The sequence below is a fragment of the Pseudomonas yangonensis genome (assembly GCF_009932725.1).
Lineage (GTDB): Bacteria > Pseudomonadota > Gammaproteobacteria > Pseudomonadales > Pseudomonadaceae > Aquipseudomonas > Aquipseudomonas yangonensis.
This window is the reverse complement of sequence record NZ_BLJU01000004.1, coordinates 64,735-86,409: the sequence shown is the minus strand read 5'-3', so window position 1 is coordinate 86,409 and position 21,675 is coordinate 64,735. Positions and strand designations below refer to the sequence as shown.

Here is a 21,675-nt window from a genome sequence, read left to right as displayed (position 1 = left end):
CTGTCGCGTTTGCCGCGACAACCTTCAAGCTAGACAAGGACTTGCAAGACGACAAGGAAGATTATGCGACAGCTGTCGCGTGGAAACGCGACATGAATGTCGTCTAATTAATAGTTAGGAAGCATCATGGTGTTTCGAGCTATTTTCAAAGCCATACAAGCACTATTGCTTCTTACCATAGGAGCAATAGTGTTTTTTATTGCCGCTCTAACATGGAGTTACTATTTTGATGTGACATCGGGTGCAGAACCATTCAGTTCATCAAACTGGGTAGAGCTTTCTAATCCGTACAAAATCACCAATGACCCTGGCTGCGTGCGCGGCGGAATGGCGCTGGATTTAATTCAAAAAGAAATCTTAAAAAGCAAAACCAAAAAGCAAGTCTCTGAAATCCTCGGAACCCCAGATAAAATCTCTGACTCAACATTTTCATATAAGCTAGGACAGTGCTCCGGCTTAGGCTGGCACAAATCTATACTGGTAATTAAATTCATGAACAACACCGTTCACAATCTAAAAATTGTGCGAGATGCGTCCTAACAACTGGCTCAAGTCGTTCGCTTCGCTCTCGGGACCGGCTAAAGCCGGCCCTTTACCAAATGTTAGAGCCATACATGCATCCGAAAAATCTGAAACCGTGGCTTATCACATCGTTTCTAGCAATGTCAGTGCGATTTTTTGCTAGCCTTTATTACCTATATATAGGTTGCCCAAGAATCTTGGGGGACTGCTATAAAGAAGGTGCTAGCGCCGCATTTTGGCCAATAACAATTTCCATGTCAGTATTTTTTATATCCGCATTGGCAATTATCGCCATATTCACAATAAGAACTCTAAAATTTTTAATTCGCCTTGCGAAACAAAAATCTACCGCAAGCAACTCTAACTAGCGGTTCAAGTAGCTCGCTCCGCTCGCCGGGACGGGCTAAAGCCCGCCCCTTAACCAAACGCTAGGAATCAGTATGGAAATATCAGCATGGACCGCCAAAGAAAAGTACATGTCAGCGTTTTGGCTATTGTGCAGCATTATTTTGGTTGCGATAACTTATATTCAGAAGAGTAACATTACACCCAGCTCCTTGCTTCAGGATCTCGGATTAATTTCAATGATTTTCAGCTGGGCTTTAGCTCCAGTATTTTTTCTACAACCATTTAATATCAGCATTAAAAAACCAATCCCAAAACCGCTAGCATTTGGGCTTTTAGCCTTTTTTGCTTTCCAACTAGCGTCATCAATAACGAGGCACTCTGGGTAACGACCTCCTAACAAATGTATATGGACTCTCCCCCACAAGCAGTGGGCAATAGCTTTTCGATCCCGTCGTCACCGCGCTTGCATTCGTTTATCCGCCTGTTCTGAGCGCTACCGCCCTGCGCAACGGCGGCCAAACGTTCAATTGATCACGACGATCATCATTGTTATCGGCCTTGTTCCACTGCAGGACTCGCCTGTTCCGAGCGCTTCGCGATTCACCACAACCGAGAACGAAGACGATTCAGAGACACTCGAGTACCAAGCCTCGAACTTCGCAGGCAGCCCGAGCGACAGCGAGGTCCGAAACGCGGCGTCGAGTCGGCGTGGACACAACCCCTGGAAATGGAATAGCTTCCTACCCACAGCGCTTGGTAATCGCACCGCCCGTTGCGGGCTGACCGTTTGGCTATGCAAAAGGATGATGCATGCGCGTGGTTCTATTTTTCCTGATCTGCCTGCTGCCCCATTGGGCTCTAGCCGATGAGGCGCTGAGCAGGATGATCGAGCGCTACAACCTGGAGAAAACCGACGATTACCTGCACAAGCAATCGCTCGCCTTTCTGAGCCACGAGATCGGCGTACGCCTGCTGGAACGCCAGGATTACAAGGCAGCGATTCCCTATTTCAGGACCGCGCTGGATATCGACCAGAACCTCGATCCTGATGATCCCTACCTCGGCGGCCGCTGGACGTACCTCGGCCAGGCCTACGTCCTCGATGGTCAATTTCAGAAAGGTCTGGAATCACTTCGACAAGCGCTGAACGTGGACGAGCGGCACTACCCGGCCGAACATCTCAACATCGGCATCGCCAATGGCAACCTGGGGTGGGCGATGATCCGGTCCAGGCAGTACCGGCAGGCCAGGGAGCATCTGCAGATCGCCTGCGCCATCTTCGCCGGGCAGCTGGGCGAGCAGGATCCGCAGACGCGGGATTGCCACAAAAAGTTGAACGTCACGCTCAAATATCCATAGCCAATGGGTTCAGGAGGTTGTCCACCGCTTCACTTCAATGGCATGACCGAACATCATGAGAATCGCCCTCTTTCTGTTGTGTTTCTTTTTAGCGGGAGCATCTTCCATGGCATCCACAGAACGCATCTGGTCAGTCGCCAAGGCAACGGTCGAAGGCAAACCGATCATCTATAAATTCATCGCCGACGCTCCTCCTCTGAACATTCAGCAAAAGATGCCCTGGCTGACGGTCATTTCCTGGAAGTACGAGGCATCGGAAAACAACGGTTTGCCGTCAGCGCAGATCAACAAGGAAATGATCAGGCTCGAGGACGGGCTGGAGACCATCGGCGGCAACGGCACGCTCTATCTGGATGCCTACACGGCAACTGGCAACGGTCTGAAGGAGTTCGTCTATTACATCGCGGACCGCGAAGCGTTCATGGCCAACGTCAACGAGGCGCTGAGCGATCATCCGGTCTATCCCATCGAGATCAACTTCTACGAGGACCGCGACTGGAGCGATCTGGCCAAGCTGCACCAAAGCATGAGCACCGTGCACTGAGCCTGCCCGCACACGCCCCGGAGCCGGTTGCATGACGAAGGGCAACCGGCTCGCCACTTTTGCTGGCGCGACCTTGCCTCCACTTCACAAGCATCGGAACGATCATCGTGGCCAACCGCAGCTACCTCTATTCAACCAATGTCATTCCAGGCCCGAGCGCCAAGGCCAGTGGCCGCAAGCTCATTGGCATCTCGGAGTGGAACTACGACATTCCCATCGTTTTCAAGATTCTTCTCTCCGGCGCTCCGAGAACCTGCCCCTCCTCGATTTGGGACAATTCAGAGGAAATCGCCCTGATAGGTGATTACGCCAGTGGCGTGAAGAACCTTGAAGGCTTCCTCTCGCAAATACACCTGCCTGAAGCTCAGCCGCTGATTGCCGAAGCCCTCGAGTTCCTGCATAAACCAGAAAGCCAGAACCAGTACCTGGTGCTGGAGTGCGGTGAAATTTTCGACATGGGTGACGAGCCCCTTCTTGAGCAGAACCTGGCGCTGCTGACGGAATTGAATGATCTGGGGCCTGAAATGGACCAGGCGTTGCAATCCCTGCTGCCACCTCCTGTGGCGCCACCCAAACCCGTTGGTTTCCTTTCCAGGCTGTTCGGCCGCACGCCCGAGCCAGCGCCCCCTGCGCATGATGTGATGCCCAGCCTGTATGGCCTCGGACTTGGAAACTGGTCGAACACCCTGTACTTCGACTTCAGCGATACATGAACAACTCTGCCGGGATTCCGCCACGGCACGCTGAAGAGGCCCTGCAACGATATAGAAGCTGCGTACCGGCGCCTGAGGTGCAATGACCCGACCGCTGCTTTCATCCCAGGTGATGCACTCGTTTCAAGGCTAAGCTGCATGCCGCCAACACCGGAAAGGAAGGAACCGCCATGGGTCTTATCGCACGTCATTTCAAATGGTTGATGATGGTGTCCGGCGTGCTTACCGCCACCATGTTCTATGGTCTGTTCGCGCCGCAGGAGGCGCTGCAGTCGATGTTCGGCGCGTCCTTCGACGGGCAGTTGCAATCTCTGGTCATTCGCAGTTGGTCGGCACTGGTCGGGCTGATGGGCGTACTGCTGATCTATGGCGCGTTGAACGCACGACACCGGACGCTCTGCGCCGTGATTGCAGCGCTGAGCAAGGCCGTCTTCGTGTCGCTGCTGATCGTTCACGGCCAGGCCTATCTGGCCAAGGCGGCTGCAGCGGTGGTTCTGGACGTGCTGGTTATCGTGTTCACCCTGCTCTATCTGCTGAGTGCGCGACGACAGGCCGTGGCCTGATACGCGCTGGCTAGCGGCACTGTACCTTCGCTTGCATCGACGCAGCCCATAACTAGCCGATAGTCTTCTTTTTGTCACAGGCGTCAGCGATGCTGCTGCGCTTCGAGCAGCACCACCTGATTCCCTAGTCAGAGGCCCTTATTGGAAACCACGGTCTTTCTCGCCGTCATCGCCGCCGCCGCCCTGCATGCCGGCTGGAACGCCCTGCTCAAGATCGGTCTCGACCGTTTCCTCACCGCCACGCTGATCCAGATAGGCGCAGGGCTGGTGGCGCTTTGCGCCTTGCCATTTGTGGCCCTGCCACAGGCCTCGGCCTGGCCATGGATCGCGCTCTCGGCGCTGCTGCACATCGGCTACAACTTCTTTCTTGCCCGCGCCTACCAGTACGGCGACCTCGGCCAGGTCTACCCGATTGCGCGAGGCAGCTCGCCACTGATGGTGGCCCTGCTGTCGCTGCTGTTCCTGCATGACGGGCTCGGTGCCCTGCAGCTGCTGGGGCTGCTGGTACTGGTGCTGGGCATCTGGCTGATGGCCCTGCGTGGGGGCCAGCACAAGGCGCCACAGGGGGCGATGCTGGCCTGTGCGTTGATGACGGCACTGTTCATCGCCGGCTATACCTTGAGCGACGCCATGGGTGCCCGCGCCAATGGCGATGCGCTGAGCTATTCGCTGTGGCTGTTCACCGTCAACGGCGGGGTGATGGCGGCTGTATTGGCCATCAGCCGTGGGCCACGCGCCTTTCTGCAGCTGGGCCCGCACTGGCGTGGAGGGCTGGCCGGAGGGGCGATGTCCATGGCCGCCTACACCATCGTCATCTGGGCCATGACCCAGGCGCCGGTGGCGCTGGTCTCTGCCTTGCGCGAGACCAGTGTGGTGTTCGCCGTGCTGCTGGGAACGGTTTTGCTCAAGGAAAGGTTGCGGCCGATTCGTCTGTTGGCGTGCGCGGTGATTGCGGCTGGTGTGGTGGTGATGAAGCTGGCGTGAGGGGTTTGCGGTGCCGCAAGCGGATGGCGAAATCACGACTTGGTGGGCTAAAGCGGATCGCTGCCCGGCCCAGGCTGCAAGGACACTTGTAGGAGCGAGCTCTGCTCGCGAACCTCAAGCGCAAAAGCTTCGCGAGCAGAGCTCGCTCCTACCTGGTACCAACGTAACCAGCAGGTCATGAAGCGAAACGCGCGATGACAACGGTCTGACTTGGTATTCCGTTCGGGAACCCGGGACCCGATTTGTAGTTCTGTTAGTCAACGAGTGCTGAGTCGTCGACCGTTTTTTCGTCATACACCGCAGACATGCTGGTCGGGCTGACCGCCTGGACGCACGAGTTTTTTGCCCGCCAGAGGCGGCTTGCGGCACACTAGCGCCCTTCCCGAGCATCCGCTCGTTTAACTGCTCAAGAGTCCGTATGACCCGCTCCCCTTTCCGCCGCATGGCCTTCAGCGCGCTGCGCCGCCTGCTGTACCTCTGGGTACGCTCGGAAACCATCAACCAGTCCGCCTTCACCCTCAAGCTCGACCGCAGCAAGCCGGTGTTCTACGTGCTGCAGCAGCCCTCGGTGAGCGACCTGGCGGTGGTCGACCGCGAGTGCACCAAGGCCGGCCTGCCGCGCCCGGTATTGCCGGTGGCGGTCGGGGAACACATCGAGCCCGCCGCCTTCTTCTACCTGACGCCGGAACCTGACTGGTTCGGCCGCCAGGACAAGCGCGGCATCTCGCCAACTCTGGATCGAGTGGTCACCGCCCTCGGCCAGCATGCCGTGGACGACGCGCAGATCGTGCCGGTCAGCGTGTTCTGGGGGCAGTCGCCGGACCGCGAAACCAGCGCCTGGAAGCTGCTGTTCGCCGATAGCTGGGCAGTCACCGGGCGACTGCGCCGGCTGGTCAGCATCCTGATTCTCGGACGCAAGACCCGCGTGCAGTTCTCCACGCCGATTCACCTGCGCGAGCTGGTCGAGCAGGACAAGGGTCAGGAGCGCACCCTGCGCATGGTGCATCGCATCCTGCGCGTGCACTTCCGCAACCAGAAGGCTGCGGTGATAGGCCCGGACGTGTCGCACCGGCGCAACCTGGTCAAGGGCCTGGTGCACGATCCGATGGTGCGCCAGGCGATTGCCGAGGAAGCCGAGCGCGAGAAGATCAGCCTGGAGAAAGCCGAAGCCCAGGCGCTTCGCTACGGCAACGAGATCGCCTCGGACTACACCTACACGGTGATCCGCTTCCTCGAGCTGGTGCTCTCCTGGTTCTGGAACAAGATCTACGACGGCATCAAGGTGCACAACGTCGAAGGCGTGCGCGACATCGCCCAGGGCCACGAGGTGATCTACGTGCCCTGCCACCGCAGCCACATCGACTACCTGCTGCTGTCCTACCTGCTGTTCCGCAACGGCCTCACGCCGCCGCACATCGCCGCCGGCATCAACCTCAACATGCCGGTGATCGGCGGCCTGCTGCGCCGTGGCGGCGCGTTCTTCATGCGCCGCACCTTCAAGGGCAACCCGCTGTACACCGCGGTGTTCAACGAATACCTGCACATGCTGTTCAGCAAGGGCTTCCCGGTGGAGTACTTCGTCGAGGGCGGGCGCTCGCGCACCGGGCGCATGCTGCAGCCGAAGACCGGCATGCTGGCCATCACCCTGCGCAGCTTCCTGCGCTCACATCGCCTGCCCATCGTCTTTGTGCCGGTGTACATCGGTTACGAGCGCGTGCTGGAAGGCCGCACCTACCTGGGCGAACTGCGCGGCGCGAGCAAGAAGAAGGAGTCGATCTTCGACCTGTTCAAGGTGCTCGGCGCGCTCAAACAGCGCTTCGGCCAGGTCTCGGTGAACTTCGGCGAGCCGATCAAGCTGGCGGAATTCCTCGACCAGCAGCAACCCGGCTGGCGCCAGCAGGAGCTGGGCCCGCAGTACCGCCCGGCCTGGCTCAATGAAACCACCAACCGCCTGGGCGAGCGCGTGGCGCGTCACCTCAACGAGGCGGCCTCGATCAACCCGGTCAACCTGGTGGCCCTGGCGCTGCTGTCCACCAGCAAGCTGGCCCTGGACGACCGCGCCCTGGCGCGCGTGCTCGACCTGTATCTGGCGCTGCTGCGCGCGGTGCCCTACTCGCCGCACACCACCCTGCCGGACGGTGACGGCGCGGCGCTGATCGAGCACGTCAAGGGCATGGATCTGCTGGCCGAGCAGAAGGACGCCCTCGGCAAGATTCTCTACCTGGACGAGCAGAACGCCGTCCTGATGACCTACTACCGCAACAACGTGCTGCACATCTTCGCCCTGCCGGCGCTGCTGGCGAGCTTCTTCCAGAGCAGCGCACGGATCAGCCGCGAGCAGATCCTGCGCTACGCCGGCGCGCTGTATCCCTATCTGCAGTCCGAGCTGTTCATCCGCTGGGAACAGAGCGAGCTGGAAGACGTGATCGACCAGTGGCTGGCGGCCTTCGTCGAACAGGGCCTGCTCAAGGTCGAGGGCGACGTGTACGTGCGCCCGGCGCCGAGCTCGCGCCAGTTCGTGCTGCTGACGCTGCTGTCGCGTTCTGTGGCGCAGACCCTGCAGCGCTTCTACATGGCCATCGCCCTGCTGCTCAACGCCGGGCAGAACGCGATCAGCGCCGAAGAGCTGGAAGACCTGTGCACGGTCATGGCCCAGCGCCTGTCGATCCTGCATGGTTTGAACGCGCCGGAGTTCTTCGACAAGAGCCTGTTCCGTCACTTCATCCAGAGCCTGCTGGATCAGGGCGTGCTGCGTCAGGACGAAGCCGGCAAGCTCAGCCATCATCCGCTGCTCAGCGAACTGGCCGAAGGCGCCGCCAAACGCGTGTTGCCGGCGGAGATTCGCCTGTCGATCCGCCAGGTGGCGCTGGATCGCAACGAGGACGAGCCGGTAACGCCCTGATCGAACAGGGCCTTAGGCTGCGCCGCGTCTCGCCGGATCGATGACGGCGCGCAGCTCCCTGCAGATCAGCCGCTGCCAGCTTGAGCGTGGCAACGGCCCCGTAGGAGCGGCTTCAGCCGCGAAGGCTAGGGATCTCGGATAACCTCGATGATCGCGCAATCTTGCGTAACCCGAATGCAATCCGCGGCTTGGGACTGGAAAAATCGCGGCTGAAGCCGCTCCCACAGAGGCGGGATATCTGCGGTAGAGGCTTAAGCCGCAATCTGTGTATTTCCCCGGATTTCATCCGGGTACGAGTCATCAGGCATAAACCGGCAGGCCATGGCAGAGAGATGCAGGCACCATCAAGCCCACATCCGAGGCGAGGCTTTAGCTCCGACCTGCGAGCCTCGCCTTCATCTCCTCGACGCGCTCGAGCAGTGCCTCGACCTCGCGTCGAAACAGCTCGATGAAACAGCCTGCCTTGTCCGCTACGAGCTCGTAGCCATCGAACACGGCCAGCGAGTGGTCGGGGCGGAAGCCGTATAGGTAGGGCGAGCCCTGCACCTTGAAAACAGGTGCAAAGTCCTCGATCTGGTGCTTATGCACTTCTCCGAGTTTCGCCTCAAGGCTCAACCAATCCGGCACCTCTGCGCCCAGGCCGAAGACCATCACACCACGCCAGAAGGTCCAGGCCGGACCGACGTCGAATTCCTTGGCCTGCGGCCAGATCTCCTCGCGCGCGGTGATATAGACGCCGCCGAGATTGGAGAGGCTGAACTCGCGAAACTCGATCGGCAGGGTGAAGCCCAGCGCCTGTTGATAGGCGTCATAGCGTTCGGCTTCAGCGGCGCCGGCGAAGACTTCGAAGTCCTTCAGATCGACTGGCTCGAGAATGCGCCATGCTTCGGTGACGATAGCAGGTTTGTCCATATTCGCCCTATCCATCCATGATGATGAAGCGGGCTGTAGGCCCGCTTGCGCGGCAACATAAACGCCTGGCCTGAAAAAGAAAACCCGCCCTGCGCATAACACAGGACGGGTTCACGTTTCACGCATAAACGCCGTACAGGGTCACGGCAGTCGGATCCGGCTCGGCCGCAGGCGTGGCGGGATTGCGCCCGGCTCAGGCCAGCAGCAGCGGCAGCAGCAAGGCGGTGCCGATGCCCATCAGGCTCATGCCCAGAGCCGCAAATGCGCCACACTCCTCGCCTTCCTGCAGGGCATGAGCGGTGCCGATGGCGTGGGCATTGATGCCATAACTCAGGCCACGGGCGGCCGGGTGATCCACCTTTGCCCAGCGCAGCAGCAGCGGCCCCATGGCCGTGCCGATCACCCCGGTGAGCATCACCATCACCGCGGCCAGGGAAGCGACGCCGCCGATCTGCTCCGCTACCGGCATGGCAATCGGCATGGTCACGAACTTCGGCGCCAGGCTCATCACCACGCTCCAGTCGGCGCCCAATGCCCAGCCGATGGCCAGGGTCAATGCCACCGACAATACGCCGCCGGCGGCAAGAGTGATCAGCACCGGCCAGAACAACTGACGGATGCGCCTGATGTTGTGTTGCAGCGGGACCGCCAGGGCTACGGTGGCCGGTCCCAGCAGCCAGGCGACGGGCTCGGCACCGGCGCGGTAGGTGGCGTAATCGACCCCACACAGCAGCAGGGTGGTGACGATCAGCGTCACCGACACCAGCACCGGCTGCAGCACCAGCCAGCCGCTGCGGCGGTAGAGCCAGGCGGCGATCAGAAAGGCGGCCAGGGTCAGGGCGATGGCAAACAGCGGATGGTGAGTCAGCAGCGTCATCCCTTGCGCTCCTGACGGCGAATCAGTGTCTGCAGCAGCCAGCCGCAGAACGGTACGGTCACCAGCAACGACAGCACCAGCGCCGTGGCGATCACTGGCAGTTCACCAAGCAGCAAATCGCTGCTGGTCATGATGCCCGAGGCCGGCACGGCCAGCAGCAGCGGCAGATACGGCAGCAAACCGCCGGCAGCCTGCTGCAGCGGCTCCGGCAGGGCGCCGCGCCACATCAGCCAGACCGAGAGCAACAGCAGACCGATGATGGACGCCGGCAGCATCGGTAGCAGCCAGTGGTTGAGGGCCACGCCGAACAACTGCAGCAGTACCAGCCAGAACAGGCCACGCACCATCATGATTTCGATTCCTCCTTCTGGCGTCCCCGGCGAAACAGCGGACGCGGCTCGATAACCGAACGACCATACAACACACTGAGCCCTTGCAGCCCCTTGATTGCATCCTCGACCGATTTATCGGCGCGCACGGCGAAGGCATCGAAGCCGCATTGGCGCATGTGCGCCAGCTGGTCGCGCAGTACGTCGCCGACGGCACGCAACTCGCCACGCCAACCCAGTCGGGTACGCAGCAGGTAGGCCTGGCTGTAGCCGCGGCCATCGCGGAAGCTGGGAAATTCGATGGCGATCAGCGGCAGGCTGGCGAGAAACGGCTGCAGCGCTTGCGGCTCGTCATCCACCTGCAGCAGCAGAGCATCGGCGCTCATCGCCCTGCCCTCCAGCACCTCCACGGGCTGTCGCTCACGCCAGGCCGCCAGTGGCAGGATCAGCGGCTCGCCCTGGTCGGCCTCATGCAGTTGCCAGGGATCGTCAGTGACGATGCAGGCCTGGCCCTCGATCAGACGGATCAGATTGTTCATGCCACCTCCTCGTGGCTGTAGACGCGCGCCTTGAACGGCTCCAGACCAATGCGCTGGAACGTATCGAGAAAGCCCTCGTAAACCTCGCGATGATCCACGTAGGTGCGCACGATACGCTCTATCACGTCGGGCACCTGTTCGGCGGCGAAGGACGGGCCAATCACCTTGCCCAGCGCCGCCTGCTGGCCCTGGCTGCCACCGAGGGTCAGCTGGTACCACTCGCTGCCGTTCTTGTCGACGCCGAGGATGCCGATGTTGCCGATATGGTGATGGCCGCAGGCATTCATGCAGCCGGAAATGTTCAGGCTGATGTCGCCCAGGTCGTGCAGGTAGTCGAGATCGTCGAAGCGTTGCTGAATGGCCTGGGCGATGGGGATCGACTTGGCGTTGGCCAGCGCGCAGAAGTCGCCACCCGGGCAGGCGATGATGTCGGTCAGCAGCCCGGCATTGGCCGTGCCCAGCCCGGCCGCCTGGGCCTCTTTCCATAGCGCGTACAGGTCGGCCTTGCGTACGTCGGGCAGCACCAGGTTCTGTTCGTGAGCGACGCGAATCTCGCCGAAGCCGTAGCGCTCGCTCCAGTCGGCCACGGCTGCCATCTGCTCGGCGGTAACATCGCCGGGCGGCGCACTGACGCCCGGTTTGGTCGACAGCACCACACTGACGTAGCCCGCTACCTGATGTGCCATGACATTACGCGCGACCCAGCGCGCAAAGGCCTCGTCCTGCGCCAGATGGGTGCCGAAGTCGAGATCGATGGCGTCCTGCGGCGCATAGGTTGGCTTGTGGAAGGACACCGCGACGCGCTGGTATTCGTCCTCGGTGAGGCGCGCCGGGCCGTCCTTGATCGGTTGCCACTCGCGCTCCACCTCGGCGGCGAAGGCCTCGATGCCGAGGGCCTTGACCAGAATCTTGATGCGCGCCTTGTACTTGTTGTCGCGCCGGCCGTAGCGGTTGTACACGCGCAGGATGGCCTCGACGTAGGACAGGCAGTCCTGCCAGTGCAGACCCTCACGCAGGGTCTGGGCGGTGATCGGCGTGCGCCCCAGGCCGCCGCCGACCAGCACGCGCAGGCGCAGCTCGCCGGCTTCGTCGCGGTACAGCTGCAGGCCGATGTCATGCACCTGGATCGCCGCGCGATCCTGCTCGGCGGCGCACAGGGCGATCTTGAACTTGCGCGGCAGAAAGAGGAATTCCGGGTTGACCGTCGACCACTGACGGAGAATCTCGGCCAGCGGGCGTGGGTCGAGGTACTCGTCGGCAGCGACGCCGGCAAAGGCTTCGGTGGTGATGTTGCGCACGCAGTTGCCGGAGGTCTGGATGGCATGCATGTCGTGCTCGGCCAGCCAGTCGAGAATGTCCGGCACGCGCTCGAGTTCGACCCAGTTGAACTGGATGTTCTGCCGCGTGGTGAAATGCCCGTAACCGCGGTCGTACTCGCGGGCGATATGCGCCAGGGCGCGCAGCTGGTTCGCCGACAGCGTGCCGTAGGGGATTGCCACACGCAGCATGTAGGCATGCTTCTGCAGGTACAGGCCGTTCTGCAGGCGCAGCGGCAGGAACTCCTCCTCGCTCAGCTCGTCGGCCAGGCGCCGCTGTACCTGGTCGCGAAACTGAGCGACCCGCTCGCGCACCAGCGCGCGGTCATAATCGTCGTATTGGTACATGCCGGCATGCCTCCTGATCACGGGGCGTCGACTATGCCTGCCAGGCGTGCACTGAAAACAGCGCCAGAAAAGCTCTAAAAAAGCGGATCAGAGAAAAGCGGCAGTCGGCGATACAGGGCTCTGTTTGGCGCGGCGCGATGTCGCAGCCTTGTCAGCGTATCGCTCGGCATGAGGCGCTAGACACCAGACAGGACGGGGCTCGGTGATCTGCATGGGCCTTGAGTCGGCGCTTGCCGCAATCATCTGATCCGCTTTTTTATCGAAAACCTGAGTCTGTTTTGCGATCAGTTGCCCTCGGATCATGGCGCCAGCCTGATAAACGCCTGATGAGGGCAATACCATGACCGAACTGATCCCCGTGCGAGCCGTCGAGACCATCGACCCCGCCAGACCCATACGCCTGACACCGGCCCAGGCCGGCGGCCCGATCCACACGCGCAGCTTCACCGGGCGCTTTCGCAACCTGCGCCTGCTCGGTGCCGGTCTGCTGTTTCTGCTGTTCTTCGGCACCGCCTGGATCGACTGGAATGGCCGCCAGGCCGTGCTCTGGGATCTGGACAATCGCCAGTTCCATATCTTCGGCGCGACCTTCTGGCCGCAGGATTTCATCCTGCTCTCGGCGATTCTGATCATCGCCGCCTTCGGCCTGTTCTTCATCACCGTGCTGGCCGGTCGCGTCTGGTGCGGTTACGCCTGCCCACAGAGCGTGTGGACCTGGGTGTTCATGCGCGTGGAGCAGATCACCGAAGGCGACCGCGGCCAGCGCATCAAGCTCGATGCCGCGCCCTGGTCGCTGCAGAAACTGGCCCGGCGCAGCGCCAAGCACGGCCTGTGGCTGGCGGTCAGCCTGGTCACCGCGCTGGCCTTCGTCGGCTACTTCACTCCGATTCGCCAACTGACGCTCGACCTGGCCACCTTCGAAGTCGGTGCCACCACGGCGTTCTGGGTGCTGTTCTTCACTGCTGCCACCTACATCAACGCCGGCTGGCTGCGTGAGAAGGTATGCCGCGACATGTGCCCCTACTCGCGCTTCCAGAGCGTGATGTTCGACAGCGATACGCTGATCATCTCCTACGACGCTGCCCGTGGCGAAACCCGCGGCCCGCGCCGCAAGGACGCCGACTACAAGGCCGAAGGTCTGGGCGACTGCATCGACTGCACCATCTGCGTACAGGTCTGCCCCACCGGCATCGATATTCGTGATGGCCTGCAACTCGACTGCCTCAGCTGCGGCGCCTGCATCGACGCCTGCGACAGTGTCATGGACAAGCTCGGCTATGAGCGTGGCCTGGTGCGTTACAGCTCGGAACGTGAACTGGCCGGCGGCAAGACCCACTGGCTGCGCCCACGCCTGATCGGCTACGCGGCAATGCTGGCGGTGATGATAGGCGCCTTCGCCTGGGCGCTGGCCGAACGCCCGCTGATCTCCCTGGACGTGACCCGCGACCGTGGTCTGTTCCGCGAGAACTCGCTGGGCCAGATCGAGAACATCTACAGCCTGAAGATCATCAACAAGACCCAACAAGCGCGCAGCTATGCCATCGAGCTGGTCGATGCCGGCGACTTCGAACTGCACGGTCCGCGCACGCTGAACCTGGCACCGGGGGAGATTCGCGATCTGCCGGTCAGCGTCGCACTGACGGCCTCGCACAACGCTGCCGGCCCGCAAACCATCCGCTTCGAGGTACGTGACCAGGCCGACTCGCAGAGCCACGTCAGCACCCAGAGCACCTTCCTCGCGCCGCTGCGCTAAAGCTTCGCCCCGAGTCGGGGCTCCTACAGGTTCTGCCACATTCCTGTAGGAGCCGCGCCCCGCGGCGAATCGCGTAGCCCGGATGCAATCCGGGGGCGGTTCGAGATACGTCCCCGGATTGCATCCGGGCTACGGTTGCCACAACCGATGTGCGCCCCTTCACGAGACCCTGCCATGTCTGCCGCTCACCCCGTAAAGTATTCACCTCCCCTCTTTACCTCGGTGAATCAGGACAGGATGAAGCGCTACGAAAAATTCGCCGACGAGATCGCCGAGCTGATCCGCACCGGTGTGCTCGGCCCCGGCGAGAAGGTGCCCTCGGTGCGCCACGCCAGCCGTACCTACGGGGTCAGCCCGTCCACCGTGTTCCAGGCCTACTACCTGTTGGAAGACCGCGGCCTGATCCAGGCACGCGCACGCTCGGGTTATTTCGTGCGTGAACACGCCAAGCGTCCGCTGCACGAGCCGGAGCTGACCACCCACGCGGCGCAAACCACCGAGGTGGACGTCAGCGAGCTGGTGTTCTCGGTACTCGCCTCGCTCAAGGACCCGCACACCGTCCCCTTCGGCTCGGCCTTCCCCAGCCCCGACCTGTTTCCCCTGCCGCGCCTGGCCAAGAGCATGGCGCACGCCCTGCGCATGCTCTCGCCGCACGAGATCATCGCCGACATGACCGCCGGTAACGCCGACCTGCGCCGGCAAATCGCCCTGCGCTACATGGTCAGTGGCGTGATGCTGCCGATGGAGGAGCTGGTGATCAGCAACGGCGCCATGGAGGCGCTCAACCTCTGCCTGCAGTGCGTGACCCAGCCGGGCGACCTGGTGGCCATCGAGTCGCCAACCTTCTACGCCTGCCTGCAGGTGCTGGAGCGGTTGCAGCTCAAGGCGGTGGAAATCCCCGTGCATCCGCGCGAGGGCATCGACCTGGCTGCCCTGTCCGACAGCCTCGGGCAACTGCCGATCAAGGCCTGCTGGTTCATGAGCAGTCTGCAGAACCCGCTGGGCGCGAGCATGAGCGAGGCCAAGAAACAGGCGCTGTACGACCTGCTGGTTGAGCATCAGGTGCCGTTGATCGAAGACGACGTCTATGCCGAGCTGTACTTCGGCAGCCACCCGCCCAAGCCGGTGAAGAGCTTCGACCGTGACGGGCTGGTGATGCATTGCAGCTCCTTCTCCAAGAGCCTGGCGCCGGGCTACCGCATCGGTTGGGTGGCCGGCGGGCGCTATGCCGAGCAGATCGCCCGGCTCAAGCTGATGACCACCATATCCCCTTCGGTGCCGGCCCAGGCGGCGCTGGCCGACTACCTGCAGCACGGCGGCTACGACCGCCACCTGCGCAAGCTGCGCCACGCCCTGGAAATGCAGCAGAGCGCCATGCTCGCCTCTGCCGCCCGGCACTTTCCCGCCAGCACGCGGGTCACGCGTCCTTCGGGCGGCTACTTCCTATGGTTCGAATTTCCCGAGCGCCTGGACTCGTTGCAACTGCTGCGCCTGGCGCTGGCTCAGGGCATCAGCCTGGCACCGGGGCCGATCTTCTCCGCCAGTCAGGGCTTTCGTCACTGCGCACGGCTGAACTACGGCCACCCCTGGAGCCCGCGCAGTGAACAGGCCATGGAAGTGCTCGGGCGCCTGGTGGCGGGATTGCTCTGACGCCTGGCGCGCACGGCGCGCCTTACGTACTGTCGTAGCCCGGATGAATCCGGCAGCCGGAGCAAGGGTCGCCCCGGATTGCATCCGGGCTACAGTCCAGCGCAGTGCGCTTCTCATCCACCACCTGACACCCACGGTGGAACGGTGGAACGGTGGAGCGAGATTCACCCTACCGACTGGCTACTTCCACCAGTACTCCACCTGCACGCCGAAGTTGGAGCCATTGCGCGCGCTGCCGAAGGCGCCGTTCTCGGACAATGCCGAGCCGTCGGCCAGCAGGTTGGCGGCCCGTTGCGCCGCCCGGTTCCAGCTGGCGTAGGTGTAGTACAGGCGGATTTCCGGGCGCTCCCAGAAACCGGGGCCGGCGGGCGACCAGGTCGGCGCGATGGTGAACTTGGTCAGCTTGCGCGTGCCACCGGGCGCCTCGACCTGATCGCGACCGATTTCGCCGACCAGCTTGAACTGCTCGGTAAAGGCGTAGCTGGTACGGCCGCCGATGGACAGCCAGTTCTGATCCGCACCATCCGGGCGCTTGTCCTTCTGGTAGACCAGTTGCACCTGGCCACCGAGACGCGGCGTCATCTGGAAGTCGAAGAACTCCACCAGGCGCCAGCTGCGGTTGCTGTTGTCCAGCGTCGGATCGCCGGTATAGCCCAGGCCGGTACCCGGCCCGCGCCCGTACTGCAGGGCGATGGTGTTGACCCCGCCGAGGAAGTCCTCCTGCTTGTGCTGCGCGGTCACCGCCCAACCGCTGTGGCTGTCGGTGCTGTCGGGCTTGTCGATGTAGCTGACACCGACCTCCAGTTCGCCACCCGGATTGACCTGGAAACCGCCGACGTTGAAATCGTGACGGTTGATATAGGGGTCCTGGTCGTAGTTGTCCTTGCGCGAGAACACGTAGCTGTACTTGAGGTCACCGATCACCATCTCGTCGATACCGAAACCGGTGGCGCTCTGATTCCAGTAGTAGAAATCGGAAATGTGGATGTCGTTACGCTTGTAGAAGCGCCGCCCGGCCCACAGCGAGCCGCCGTTTAGCGCCGGCATGTTGCTCCACTCGGCGTACATCTGGTTCATCCGCGCGAAGCCATAATCGCCAGTGAATTTCGGCGTGTGCCCGTACTGGTTGTAGAGCTGCGCCATGCCCTCGACGCTGATCACAGAGCCGTCATCCAGGCGAAACAGGTCCTGGCGCAGATCCAGCTCGACGTACTGCTCGCACTCGTTGCCGAGGCGGTACTTCGATTGCGCGCCCGGCAACTGGAAGCATTGCTGCGTACCGCCGGTATCCGCGCCACCGATACCACTGCGCAGGTAACCGGTGAACTCGACGGCCTGTGCCTGCGGTGCGCCGATGGCCAGGGCCAGCAGACAGGGAGCTCCAAGCGAGCGGGTGAGGGTTTGCGGTGTGGTCTTCATCGTTGCTCCTGATTGTTTTTATTGAGCGATGCTGCGGATCACCGCCGCAGCGACGGTACTTCGTTCTCTTGAGGTGCCGTAGCCCGGATGCATGCAGGGGAGATCGGTTGGGCAGCCCCGGCACCCGAGCCATATGGCTAACCTCGCTTCAATTGCGCCACCTTGTTGTCAGTGGCCACGCGCTTTTTTGCCAGCAGGCGCTCGCCGCTCTGGGCATCGAACAGCAGCACCCGACTCGGCTCGAAGCGCAGCGACAGGCTGGCACCGACCTGGGGCAGCACGTCAGGTGCCAGCCGGCAGCAGACCTTGGTCTGGTTCAGATTGACGAACACCAGGGTGTCCGGACCGGTGGGCTCGGTGATCTCCACTTCGGCGCAGATGCTCGGCGCCTCGTCAGCCCCCTCGCCTGCCAGCTGGATCTGTTCGGGGCGAATGCCAAGGATCACCTCGCGGTTCTCCAGGCCCTGCGCCATGTCGCCCAGCGGCAGTTCGCAGCGCGCCTGGCCAGCAATGCCGAGCGTCGAGTTGAGTGCAGCCCAGCATTGGCCATCGCGGCGTTGCAGCTGCACGGGAATGAAGTTCATCGGCGGCGAGCCGATGAAGCTCGCCACGAACAGATTGGCCGGGTCGTTGTAGATCTGCTGCGGCGTGCCGAACTGCTGGATGATGCCGTCCTTCATCACCGCCACCTTGTCGCCGAGGGTCATGGCCTCGATCTGGTCGTGGGTGACGTACACCGTGGTGGTCTTCAGACGCTGGTGCATCAGCTTGATTTCGGTGCGCATTTCCACGCGCAGCTTGGCGTCAAGGTTCGACAGCGGTTCGTCGAACAGGTAGATCTTCGGCCGCCGCGCCAACGCCCGGCCCATGGCCACGCGCTGCTGCTGGCCACCGGAGAGCTGGCCGGGCTTGCGCTGCAGCAGGTGCTCGATCTGCAGCAACCGGGCCACCCGCGCCACTTCCTCGTCGATGTCGGCTGGCGCCATCTTGCGCATTTTCAGGCCGAAGGCGATGTTGTCACGCACGTTCATGGTCGGGTACAGCGCGTAGGACTGAAACACCATGGCGATGTCGCGATCCTTGGGGCTCATGCCGCTGATGTCGGCACCATCGACAAGGATCGCGCCACCGCTGATGTCCTCCAGCCCGGCAATGCAGTTCATCAGGGTGGACTTGCCGCAACCGGACGGGCCGACCAGGATCAGGAACTCGCCGGAGTCGATCGACAACTCGATGTTCTTCAAGGTATCCGGCAAGCCGCTGCCGTAGGACTTGTTGACATTGCACAGTTCGAGCGTTGCCATTTACTTCTCCACAGATGAAGGCGTGGGTGTCAGCCTTTGACCGCACCGGCCGTGAGGCCACGCAGGAAATATTTGCCCGCGACGATGTACACCAGCAGCGTCGGCAGCCCGGCGATCATCGCGGCGGCCATGTCGACGTTGTATTCCTTGGCGCCGGTGCTGGTGTTGACCAGGTTGTTCAGCGCCACGGTGATCGGCTGCGCATCGCCACTGGCGAACACCACGCCGAACAGGAAGTCGTTCCAGATCTGGGTGAACTGCCAGATCATGCAAACCATGATGATCGGCACCGACATCGGCAGCAGAATGCGCCCGAAGATGGTGAAGAAGCCGGCGCCGTCGAGCCGCGCCGCCCGCACCAGCGCTTCGGGCACGGTGACGTAGTAGTTGCGAAAGAACAGCGTGGTGAAGGCGATGCCGTAGACTACGTGCACCAGCACCAGCCCCGTGGTGGTGTTGGCCAGGCCCAGCTTGCCGAGCGTGAACGAGGCTGGCAGGAGCACGGTCTGGAACGGCAGGAAGCAGCCGAACAGCAACAGCCCGAAGAACAGCTGCGACCCTCGAAAACGCCACATTGACAGCACGTAGCCATTCAGCGCACCGATCGCGGTGGAGATCAGCACGCCCGGCACGGCGATCTTCACCGAGTTCCAGAAGTAGCCGTCGACCACGCCCCAGGCCTTGACCCAGCCGATCAGGGTGACGGTCTCGGGCCAGGACAGCAGGTTGCCGGTGCGAATGTCGTCGGGCGTCTTGATGCTGGTCAGCAGCATCACCACCAGCGGCACCAGATACAGCGCGGCAGCGAACAGCAGGGTGGCGTGGATCGCCAGGCGACTGGGAGTGAGCGCCCTTACCCGGCGTTTCGCACCGTCTCCCTGGGGCAGAAGGTGATCGGCAGTTCGTCGCGGCGCGACGCTCGCATCAGTCATGGCGTTTGCCCCGCAGTTCCGAGTAGAGATACGGCACCAGCAGCGTGAGGATGGCGGCCAGCATCAGCATCGCGCTGGCCGAACCGATCCCCATCTGGCCGCGGCTGAAGGTGAAGGAGTACATGAACATCGCCGGCAGGTCGGAGGCGTAGCCGGGGCCACCGGCGGTCATCGCCGCCACCAGGTCGAAGCTCTTGATGGCGATGTGCGCGAGGATCATCACCGCGCTGAAGAACACCGGACGCAGGCTCGGCAGGACGATGCGCAGGTAGATGGTCGGTAACCCTGCGCCGTCCACCTGGGCAGCGCGGATGATCGACTGATCGACGCTGCGCAGCCCGGCCAGGAACAGCGCCATGACGAAGCCCGAGGCTTGCCACACGGCGGCGATCACCAGGCAGTAGATGACCCGGTCCTGATCCACCAGCCAGTCCAGGCGAAAGCCCTCCCAGCCCCAGTCGCGCAGCATCTTGTCCAGGCCCAGCCCGGGGTTGAGCAGCCATTTCCAGGCGGTGCCGGTGACGATCATCGACAGCGCCATGGGGTACAGGTAAATGGTGCGGATGAAGCCTTCGCGGCGAATGCGCTGATCCAGCAGTACCGCAAGGAATACGCCGATCACCAGGCTGATGCCGATGAACAGGCCGCCGAACACCAGCAGGTTCTGGCTGGCCACCCACCAGCGGTCGTTGTCCATCAGACGCATGTATTGCTGCAGGCCGACCCACTTGTAGCTGGGCATGAAGCTGGAGTTGCTGAACGACAGCACCAGGGTCCAGAGGATGTAGCCGTAGAAACCGACCAGCACCACCAGCATGCTCGGTGCCAGCACCAGCTTGGGCAGCCAGCGTTGCAGCGCATCGAGGGGTGAGGCCTTGGTCATCAGCGTGGAGACACTCATCGGGCTTTACCAGTTGGCGAAGTGAAATCCGGGCCGAGCGCCGCCCCGGCGGGGCCAAAGCCCTGCCTTGCGAGGCGGTATCTGGAAAATGGGCCGGGAATGCCGGCCCGCAGACGCTATTGGGCGGCCTTGATCGCCGCGTAGATCTGCGCGCCGGCCTTGCTCGGGTCGGCGTTCTTCTCGCTCATGAAGTTGCTCACCACATCGAAGATGGCGCCCTGCACGGCGAGGTTGGTGGCCATGCTGTGGGCCATGCTCGGCTCCAGCTTGCCGTTCTTGTCGGCCTCCTGGAAATCCTTCATCGAGGCCTGGGCACAGCTGTCGAACCTGCTCATGTCCAGGTCCGAGCGCACCGGGATCGAGCCCTTGTTCTCGTTGAACACGTACTGGAATTCCGGTTCCAGGGCGATCCGCGCCAGCGCGTGCTGGGCGGCGATGTCGCCTTCGTTTCTGAGCCTGAACATGGCCATGGAGTCGATGTTGTAGGTGTAGCTGCCGGCGGTGCCCGGCATCGGCACGCACTGGTAGTCCTTGCCGGCCACCTTGCCGGCGGCCGTCCATTCGCTCTTGGCCCAGTCGCCCATGATCTGCATGCCGGCCTTGCCGTCGATCACCTGGGCGGTGGCCAGGTTCCAGTCACGCCCGGCGCGGTTGTCGTCCATGTAAGTGGCGAGTTTCTTCAGCGCGGTGAACACTTCGGTCATCTGCGGGCTGGTCAGAGTCGCTTCGTCGTTTTCGACGAACGCCTTGTGAAAGCCCTCGGCGCCCATGATGCTCAGCACCAGGCCTTCGAACACGGTGCTGTCCTGCCAGGGCTGGCCTCCGTGGGCCAGGGCGATGAAACCGGCGGCCTTGAGCTTGTCACCGGCGGCGTAGAGTTCTTCGAGGGTGGTAGGCGCCTTGTCGATGCCGGCCTTCTCGAACACCTGCGGGTTGATCCACAGCCAGTTGACCCGGTGAATGTTCACCGGCACCGCTACGTAATGGCCGTCGTACTGCATGGTCCTGGACACGGTCTTCGACAGCAGGCCATCCCAGTCATTGGCCTCAGCCACTTCATCGAGCGGTGCCAGCAGATCCAGCGCACCCCACTCCTGCAGATCGGGGCCCTTGATCTGCGCTGCCCCCGGCGGGTTGCCGGACACCACGCGGGTCTTCAATACCGTCATGGCGGCGGAACCGGCACCACCGGCTACCGCACCGTCCTTCCAGGTGAAACCATCCTTCTCGACCAGGTCACGCAGGACCTTGACCGCAGCAGCCTCGCCGCCGGACGTCCACCAATGCACCACTTCCACCGTACCTTTGGAGTCGGCGGCCTGCGCAGTGAAGGAAAACAGAGAGGCGAGAGAAACGGCGGTAGCGAGGCGGGTAATAGCGTTCATCGAAGTACCTTTCTTGTTGTTATCGGGCAAGTCGTGGTGCTTGCGTTAACAGGGAGTGTAAACAGGATTTTTCGC

General features: G+C 62.2%; 19 protein-coding genes. 9 read left to right on the top strand and 10 right to left on the bottom strand.

Annotation, left to right across the window (positions count from 1 at the left end):
• The first annotated feature begins 126 nt into the window (after positions 1–126).
• The 7 genes from GYB81_RS08725 to plsB all read left to right on the top strand — a co-directional run bounded on the left by GYB81_RS08725 (position 127) and on the right by plsB (position 7,935).
• The gene (locus GYB81_RS08725) at positions 127–540 is read left to right on the top strand and encodes a hypothetical protein (protein ID WP_161897787.1); all 414 of its coding nucleotides are present in this window, start codon (positions 127–129) and stop codon (positions 538–540) included.
• Positions 541–1,752: 1,212 nt separating this feature from the next.
• Entirely contained in the window at positions 1,753–2,229 is a 477-nt protein-coding gene (locus tag GYB81_RS08720; RefSeq protein WP_233787525.1) for a tetratricopeptide repeat protein, read from the top strand.
• A gap of 106 nt (positions 2,230–2,335) precedes the next feature.
• Positions 2,336–2,773 (top strand): DUF695 domain-containing protein, encoded by a 438-nt coding sequence (locus GYB81_RS08715; RefSeq protein WP_161866629.1) that lies wholly within the window; start codon positions 2,336–2,338, stop codon positions 2,771–2,773.
• Positions 2,774–2,880: 107 nt separating this feature from the next.
• Entirely contained in the window at positions 2,881–3,486 is a 606-nt protein-coding gene (locus GYB81_RS08710) for a DUF7822 domain-containing protein (protein ID WP_161866630.1), read from the top strand.
• A gap of 170 nt (positions 3,487–3,656) precedes the next feature.
• The gene (locus GYB81_RS08705; protein ID WP_161866631.1) at positions 3,657–4,049 is read left to right on the top strand and encodes a hypothetical protein; all 393 of its coding nucleotides are present in this window, start codon (positions 3,657–3,659) and stop codon (positions 4,047–4,049) included.
• A 141-nt stretch (positions 4,050–4,190) separates the two neighbouring features.
• Positions 4,191–5,033, top strand: coding sequence for an EamA family transporter (locus GYB81_RS08700; protein WP_161866632.1), 843 nt, complete (start codon positions 4,191–4,193; stop codon positions 5,031–5,033).
• Between the two features lie 418 nt (positions 5,034–5,451).
• A complete protein-coding gene (gene plsB / locus GYB81_RS08695; protein WP_161866633.1) occupies positions 5,452–7,935 on the top strand; it encodes a glycerol-3-phosphate 1-O-acyltransferase PlsB in 2,484 nt (827 codons plus the stop codon).
• A gap of 369 nt (positions 7,936–8,304) precedes the next feature.
• On the opposite strand, the gene GYB81_RS08690 is transcribed toward plsB, so the two are convergent.
• The 5 genes from GYB81_RS08690 to nirA all read right to left on the bottom strand — a co-directional run bounded on the left by GYB81_RS08690 (position 8,305) and on the right by nirA (position 12,256).
• Complete coding sequence (locus GYB81_RS08690) at positions 8,305–8,847, bottom strand: hypothetical protein (RefSeq protein ID WP_161866634.1); 543 nt, start codon at positions 8,845–8,847, stop codon at positions 8,305–8,307.
• A gap of 193 nt (positions 8,848–9,040) precedes the next feature.
• Positions 9,041–9,724, bottom strand: coding sequence for an LrgB family protein (locus tag GYB81_RS08685; RefSeq protein ID WP_161866635.1), 684 nt, complete (start codon positions 9,722–9,724; stop codon positions 9,041–9,043).
• On the bottom strand, positions 9,721–10,074 hold the full coding sequence (locus GYB81_RS08680; RefSeq protein WP_161866636.1) for a CidA/LrgA family protein: 354 nt from the start codon (positions 10,072–10,074) through the stop codon (positions 9,721–9,723). Before GYB81_RS08680 ends, GYB81_RS08685 begins: the two co-directional genes overlap by 4 nt.
• Complete coding sequence (locus tag GYB81_RS08675; protein WP_161866637.1) at positions 10,071–10,592, bottom strand: DUF934 domain-containing protein; 522 nt, start codon at positions 10,590–10,592, stop codon at positions 10,071–10,073. Before GYB81_RS08675 ends, GYB81_RS08680 begins: the two co-directional genes overlap by 4 nt.
• Positions 10,589–12,256 carry a nitrite reductase NirA gene (nirA, locus tag GYB81_RS08670; protein ID WP_161866638.1) on the bottom strand — a complete coding sequence of 556 codons (1,668 nt, stop codon included), beginning with the start codon at positions 12,254–12,256 and terminating at the stop codon, positions 10,589–10,591. Before nirA ends, GYB81_RS08675 begins: the two co-directional genes overlap by 4 nt.
• Positions 12,257–12,596: 340 nt before the next feature.
• On the opposite strand from nirA, the gene ccoG reads away from it, so the two are divergent.
• Complete coding sequence (gene ccoG, locus GYB81_RS08665; protein WP_161866639.1) at positions 12,597–14,009, top strand: cytochrome c oxidase accessory protein CcoG; 1,413 nt, start codon at positions 12,597–12,599, stop codon at positions 14,007–14,009.
• A gap of 237 nt (positions 14,010–14,246) precedes the next feature.
• Positions 14,247–15,659 carry a GntR family transcriptional regulator MpaR gene (gene mapR / locus GYB81_RS08660; RefSeq protein WP_161866640.1) on the top strand — a complete coding sequence of 471 codons (1,413 nt, stop codon included), beginning with the start codon at positions 14,247–14,249 and terminating at the stop codon, positions 15,657–15,659.
• Between the two features lie 180 nt (positions 15,660–15,839).
• On the opposite strand, the gene GYB81_RS08655 is transcribed toward mapR, so the two are convergent.
• The 5 genes from GYB81_RS08655 to GYB81_RS08635 form a co-directional block, all read right to left on the bottom strand.
• Positions 15,840–17,078 (bottom strand): maltoporin, encoded by a 1,239-nt coding sequence (locus GYB81_RS08655; RefSeq protein ID WP_161866641.1) that lies wholly within the window; start codon positions 17,076–17,078, stop codon positions 15,840–15,842.
• Positions 17,079–17,215: 137 nt separating this feature from the next.
• On the bottom strand, positions 17,216–18,382 hold the full coding sequence (locus GYB81_RS08650; protein ID WP_161866642.1) for an ABC transporter ATP-binding protein: 1,167 nt from the start codon (positions 18,380–18,382) through the stop codon (positions 17,216–17,218).
• Between the two features lie 29 nt (positions 18,383–18,411).
• On the bottom strand, positions 18,412–19,314 hold the full coding sequence (locus tag GYB81_RS08645; RefSeq protein WP_233787523.1) for a carbohydrate ABC transporter permease: 903 nt from the start codon (positions 19,312–19,314) through the stop codon (positions 18,412–18,414).
• Positions 19,307–20,215 (bottom strand): carbohydrate ABC transporter permease, encoded by a 909-nt coding sequence (locus GYB81_RS08640; RefSeq protein WP_161866643.1) that lies wholly within the window; start codon positions 20,213–20,215, stop codon positions 19,307–19,309. The genes GYB81_RS08645 and GYB81_RS08640 overlap by 8 nt, the downstream gene beginning before the upstream one ends.
• A gap of 116 nt (positions 20,216–20,331) precedes the next feature.
• Entirely contained in the window at positions 20,332–21,600 is a 1,269-nt protein-coding gene (locus GYB81_RS08635) for an ABC transporter substrate-binding protein (protein ID WP_161866644.1), read from the bottom strand.
• Positions 21,601–21,675 lie beyond the last annotated feature (75 nt).